This window comes from Gemmatimonadota bacterium, from assembly GCA_026702745.1.
GTDB lineage: Bacteria > JAAXHH01 > JAAXHH01 > JAAXHH01 > JAAXHH01 > JAAXHH01.
This window is the reverse complement of record JAPPBT010000059.1, coordinates 1-5,589: the sequence shown is the minus strand read 5'-3', so window position 1 is coordinate 5,589 and position 5,589 is coordinate 1. Positions and strand designations below refer to the sequence as shown.

Sequence of the window (5,589 nt, the reverse complement as noted above, 5' to 3'; positions counted from 1 at the left end):
CCGGCCGCTCACGGGTCACGCTGGCGTAGAAGGAGGCGATGGGACTGACGTCTTCGACCGGCGCGTCGGTCCCGTTGATGATCTTCACGCCATGCTGCAGCAGCTTCTGCCAGACATAGCCGCCTTCTGCCGTGCGGGCTTGACCGAGCCGGTCCGGCGCCCAGGGAAGGTCCGAGGTCGCGTGTATGCCCTGCATCGACGCGATCACGCCCAGCTGGGCGAACCGGGGGATGTCCGCCTCGTCCAGGATCTGGGTATGTTCGTCGCGGAACCGGTGGTCTTTCACGTGGGGGAATTCCTCCATCGCCTTCTCGTACATGTCGAGCATCATGCGATTACCGCGGTCGCCGATGGCGTGGGTGCACACCTGCCAGCCATTGGCCAGGCCATATCGGGCGGCCTCGTAGATCATGTCGGGCGGGGTCGTGGGGAAACCGGTGTTCCCCGGGTCGTCTTCGTAGGGTTCCAGCAACCACGCGCCCCGCGAACCGAGCGCTCCATCGCCGTACATCTTGACGGCTCGTACGGTGAGAAACCCATCGGGATGAGACCATGGTCTCTGCAAGGCGACCATGGTGTGCAGATTCGAGGCCATCACGTAGATGCGCATGTCCAGTTTTCCCGCATCCGCGTACTCCTTGTACAGGTCGATCCCGTCCTCGCCGACCCCGGCGTCGTCGAACATGGTGATGCCGTTGGCCAGGCATTCCTGGATGCCGAGTTCAAGGGCCTGACGCCGCTGGTTCTCGGTGAGGCCGGGGACGCGCACCAGTCCCATGGCCTTGTCCACCAGGATACCGGTGGGGTTTCCGTCGTCGTCCTTGATGATGTCGCCGCCCGGTGGAGACTGCGAATTCCGGTCGATCCCCATCAGTTCCATGGCCCGGGCGTTGGCGAAGGCGGCATGGCCGTCGGCCCTTCGCACGTATACCGGGATATCGGGCACGGCCTCACTCAGCCTGTGGTGAGTCATGAACCCACGGACCGTGAGCGAACTGCGGTCCGTCCACTTCTCCTCGTGCCATCCGCGGCCAGTGATCCACTCGCCTTCCCCCACACCGTCGGCCGCCGCGACAACCCGTTCGATGAGTTCGTCGTAACCCGATATGCCCACCAGGTCGACGGTCATCTTCGCGACGCCGATACTCATGAGGTGGCCGTGGCTTTCCTTCAATCCGGGCACCATGGTCCGGCCCTGGAGATCGATCACCCGGGTATCGGGGCCGATGAAGGGTTCCACGTCCGCATCGACGCCCACGACGGCGATCCGGTTGCCGATGACGGCCACGGCCTGCGCCTTGGGCCGTTCGGCGTTCATCGTGTAAACCGTGCCGTTTATCAGCACCAGGTCCGCGCTGGACTTGCGTACCTGGGCTTCTCCGATGGCGACCCATACCAGGGACATCAATCCCGCGATGGTCGCCGCAATCACTGATTTTCGCATGTGCCCCTCCTGCTGAGCTGGCGTCAGCGCCATGCCTAAATCTCGTCCGCCACGCGGCGGCGGTCCACTTCCTCGTCGATGTAATTGATGATGTCCCGCGTCGAAGTGCCCGGGCCAAACAGCTTACCCACGCCGATTTCCGCGAGCTCCTCGGCGTCGGATTTCGGGATGATGCCGCCGCCGGTGAGGAGCACGTGTTGAACGCCTCTTTCGCGCAGCAGGTCCATGACGCGGGGAAAGATGGTCATGTGCGCCCCTGAGAGTATGCTCAGCGCGACCACGTCCACGTCTTCCTGCACGGCCGCTTCCACGATCATTTCGGGCGTCTGCCGAAGCCCGGTGTAGATCACCTCCATGCCGGCGTCACGCAAGGCGGCGGCCACCACCTTGGCGCCGCGGTCATGGCCGTCAAGACCCGGTTTGGCGACGAGAACCCGAATGTTTTCCGCCATGATCGCCTGCTCTCTCAATCCGCGCTACCGCGGGGCGGCGGCGCGACGCCAATCCGCGCTACCGCGGGGCGGCGGCGCCGGATCAATCCGCCATGCCTTCCGCTAATTCCCGGGCGGCGGCCAGCGGGCTCAACTCCCCGCGGGCTACGCGTTCGGAAAGGCGGTCCATCAAGTCTCCGGCGTCCCGAAGCGCCGTCAGCCGGCCGTGCCACCATTCGCCGAGCGCTTTCTCGATGGCCGTGCGCTCCTGGCGCAGCCGGCGCGCCTGCAGCCTGCCTTCTTCGGCGAGGTAGTCCCGGTGGGCGTCCAGGCGCTCATACAGGTCGTCGATACCGGTATCGTCCCGCGCGCTGGCGCTGAGGACGGGCGGTTTCCAGCCTTCCTCCCACCGCCCCATGTCCACGATCGTCTTTAATTCCGAGGCGAACCGGTCCGCGCCTTCGCGATCGGACTTGTTGACGACCAGCACGTCGGCGATCTCCATCAGGCCGGCCTTCATGGCCTGAACGCTGTCGCCCGATTCCGGCGTGAGCAGGACGACGGTCGTATCGCTGACGTCGGTAACATCGAGGGCGGACTGGCCTACGCCTACGGTCTCCACAATGATAACATCTTTGCCGAAGGCGTCAAGGGCCGTCATGGCGTAAGGCGTCGCCTCCGAAAGTCCGCCGGAATGGCTTCCTTCGGCCTGGCTGCGCATGAAAACCTGCGGATCGTCCCACGATCCCTGCATGCGGAGCCGGTCGCCGAGCAACGCGCCGCCGGTGAAGGGACTGGTCGGGTCCACCGCGATGATCCCTACCGTGCGGCCGTTCTTGCGGAACCGGGCGGAGAGGCGGTCGGTCAGGGTGCTCTTGCCGGAACCGGGCGGGCCCGTGATTCCGATGCGGCGGGCGTTGCCGGAACGGGGATGCAGCACATCCAGAATGGCGGAACGCCGGTCTCTGTCGTTTTCGAGCAGGGTGATGACGCGGGACAGGGCGGTCCGGTCTCCGGCAAGGAAACGGTCGAGTAGTTTCATAGCGGGATCGGCGGCTATACCGTGCCGAGTTTTATGTCTTTTATTCTCAACTGGAGGCTGGTTTCGCCCCGAAAGGTGTTTTCCTCGAGGGTGTAGGCCAGGTCCAGGCGGTCCCGGCTGTCGTTCAGGCGATCGGCGAAGTGCGCCATGCCGAAACCGATCGCGTCCATGGTGCGGCCCTTCTGCCTGACCCTGAACCTCAGGTGTTTCTTTTCCATCCCGATGGTCCTTGGCTTTCCAACCACGCTCAGGTCGCGCGACACGAGCACGGGGTGGTGGTTCGCCGGTCCGAAGGGACCAATCATCTTCATGAGCTTGACCATGCGCGGGGTCACCTCGTCGAGTTCGATTTCCGAGTCGATTTCGAGCTTGGGGATGAAATCGGCCGGTGTCGCGCGCGCCGCGACCACCTCGTTGAAACGCTTCCTGAATTCGGCGATGCGGTCCTTTTCGATGGACAGGCCCGCCGCGTGGTGGTGGCCGCCGAACTGGATCAGCAGGTCGGAACATTCCTTGATGGCGTTGTACAGGTGGAAATCGCCCACGGTCCGCGCCGAGCCGCGTCCTTTCTCCCCCGTGGTCGAGATCATCACGACCGGCCGATTAAAGGCTTCAACCATGCGGGACGCCACGATACCGATGATGCCGGGATGCCAGGTGTCCGAATCGAGTACCAGGCCTTTCGATTCCCTGAGGACCGGATCATTTTCCACGATGTCCCGGGCGGATTCGAAAGTGAGGGTATCCTCCTTGCGCCGCCTTTTGTTCTCCACGTTCAGCTCTTCGGCCAACTGCGCCGCTTTGTTCTGGTCTTCGGTGATCAGGAGATCGACCACGCGCGTGGCGTCGCCCATGCGGCCGGCGGCGTTTATCCGCGGCGCCAGCAGGAAGAGCATGTGGCCCGTGGACAGTTCTTTCTCCCGCAGCCCCGCAACGTCCAGCAGCGCCTGCAGGCCCGATTTGTGCGTCTGCTGCATCATGTCCAGGCCGTACTTGGTCAGCACCCGGTTCTCGTCGCGCAGGGGGACGATGTCCGCCGTGGTGCCCAGGGCCACGAGGTCCATGTGCGTATACACCGTGTTTTCCGGCAGTCCCACGTGCTCGGCCAGCGCCTGCGCCACTTTGTACGCCAGGCCGACGCCGCAAAGCTCCTTGAAGGGGTATTCGCAGTCGTCCCGCTTCGGATTCAGAATGGCCACGCCGTTCGGAAGGGTGTCGCCCGGCACATGGTGGTCGATGATGACGACGTCGATGCCCATTTCGCGGGCCAGTTCCACCTCGGCGTTCGCGGTAATCCCGCAGTCGACGGCCAGGATCAGCGTTACGCCGCGGCCTTTGGCTTCCTCCAGGCCTTCGATGGACAGTCCGTAGCCGTCGGTCATGCGGTTGGGGATGTAGGAGGAAATCCGGTCCGTCAGCAACTTGATCGTCAGGTACAGCAACGTGGTCGCCGTCGTACCGTCCACGTCGTAGTCGCCGAAGACCATAATATGTTCCCCGCCCTGGATGGCGTCGTGAATCCGTTCCACGGCCAGGTCCATGTCCGCCATGAGAAAGGGACTGTGCAGGTCATCGAGGGTGGGTTTCAGGAAATACCGGGCATCATCGAAAGTCGAAACGCCCCGGTTGAGCAGGATCTGCGCGATCACGCGCGGGACGTTGATCAGCTCCATCATCTGGGGAACCTGGGGATGTTCGTCTAGTAGGACCCAGCGGCTGTTCATGGAAACTGTCGGTTTTTGAGGGTGATCGTGGTACCAGGTACCGTAAAACGTCCAAGCCGACCGTAAGCCGAGTTCTGTGCCTTCGCGATGAAGGTGGCGACCATCTATCTGGGACGGCTGTCGCCAGCCGCCTCGTGCGACCTAACCCGAGAGTCTCCGGTTTCCCGGCGGTCGAGACGGGCCGTCTCTCCTCTCCTATTCGGTCTTGCACCAGATGGGGTTTGTCCTGCCGGACCGGTTACCCGGACCGCGGTGAGCTCTTACCTCGCCTTTTCACCTTTGCCTCCCCGAAGGGATCGGCCGTGTGTTTTCTGTGACACTTTCCGTGGCATCACTGCCCCCTGCCGTTAGCAGGCATCCCGCCCTGCGGTGCTCGGACTTTCCTCGTCCGCCCTGACGGCGAACGCGATCGCCTGGTCGACTTGGGACGTTTTACAGGTTCAATATAACACGGGGCGCGCCGCGGTTCAATACTCCAGTCCTTCTTCCGTTATCAGAATCCGGCCGCAGCTTTCACAGGATACCAGCCGTCGTCCCTGGCGGATCTGCATGACGACCTGCAACGGGATCACGTGAAAACAGCCGGAGCAGGCCCCTTTCTTGATCGGAACGACGGTCATCCCCCGCAGGTTCCGGCGGATCCGGTCGTAGACCTTCAGGACCTGGTTCTCCACGCGCATGGCCATGCGCTTCCGTTCGTCCATCTTGACGGCCACGTCCTCGTCCACCGCCGAGAGCCTGGACTCGAGCGTCGTGCGCTCCTCGCCGAAACGCTCGATGAGCGATTCGGTCTCGCCGCGAATGGTCTCCAGTGTCTCCTGTTCGGTCTCCGCCTCGTCGATCAACTGGAGTATCCCGTCTTCGAGTTCGGAGATGCGGTTCTTCTGCGCCTGGATCTCCGCCTGGAGGGCGTCGTACTCCTTGTTGGTCTTCACGCTGTAGAGCTGT

The 5,589-nt window shown here is 63.3% G+C and carries 5 protein-coding genes and 1 other RNA gene; all 6 read right to left on the bottom strand.

Annotated features, from left to right (window positions below):
* Window positions 1-1,444 (bottom strand): amidohydrolase (locus tag OXH56_09465; GenBank protein MCY3555535.1); only part of this gene is annotated, 1,444 nt, incomplete at its 3' end.
* 35 nt (window positions 1,445-1,479) lie between these two features.
* Window positions 1,480-1,896, bottom strand: a complete 417-nt coding sequence (locus OXH56_09460) for a cobalamin B12-binding domain-containing protein (protein ID MCY3555534.1) — start codon at window positions 1,894-1,896, stop codon at window positions 1,480-1,482.
* 82 nt (window positions 1,897-1,978) lie between these two features.
* A complete protein-coding gene (meaB, locus tag OXH56_09455) occupies window positions 1,979-2,917 on the bottom strand; it encodes a methylmalonyl Co-A mutase-associated GTPase MeaB (GenBank protein MCY3555533.1) in 939 nt (312 codons plus the stop codon).
* Between the two features lie 14 nt (window positions 2,918-2,931).
* Entirely contained in the window at window positions 2,932-4,641 is a 1,710-nt protein-coding gene (recJ, locus tag OXH56_09450) for a single-stranded-DNA-specific exonuclease RecJ (protein ID MCY3555532.1), read from the bottom strand.
* 48 nt (window positions 4,642-4,689) lie between these two features.
* Window positions 4,690-5,066: RNase P RNA component class A (gene rnpB, locus OXH56_09445), an RNA gene on the bottom strand.
* A gap of 42 nt (window positions 5,067-5,108) precedes the next feature.
* A partial coding sequence (locus OXH56_09440) for a C4-type zinc ribbon domain-containing protein (GenBank protein MCY3555531.1) occupies window positions 5,109-5,589 on the bottom strand: 481 nt, incomplete at its 5' end.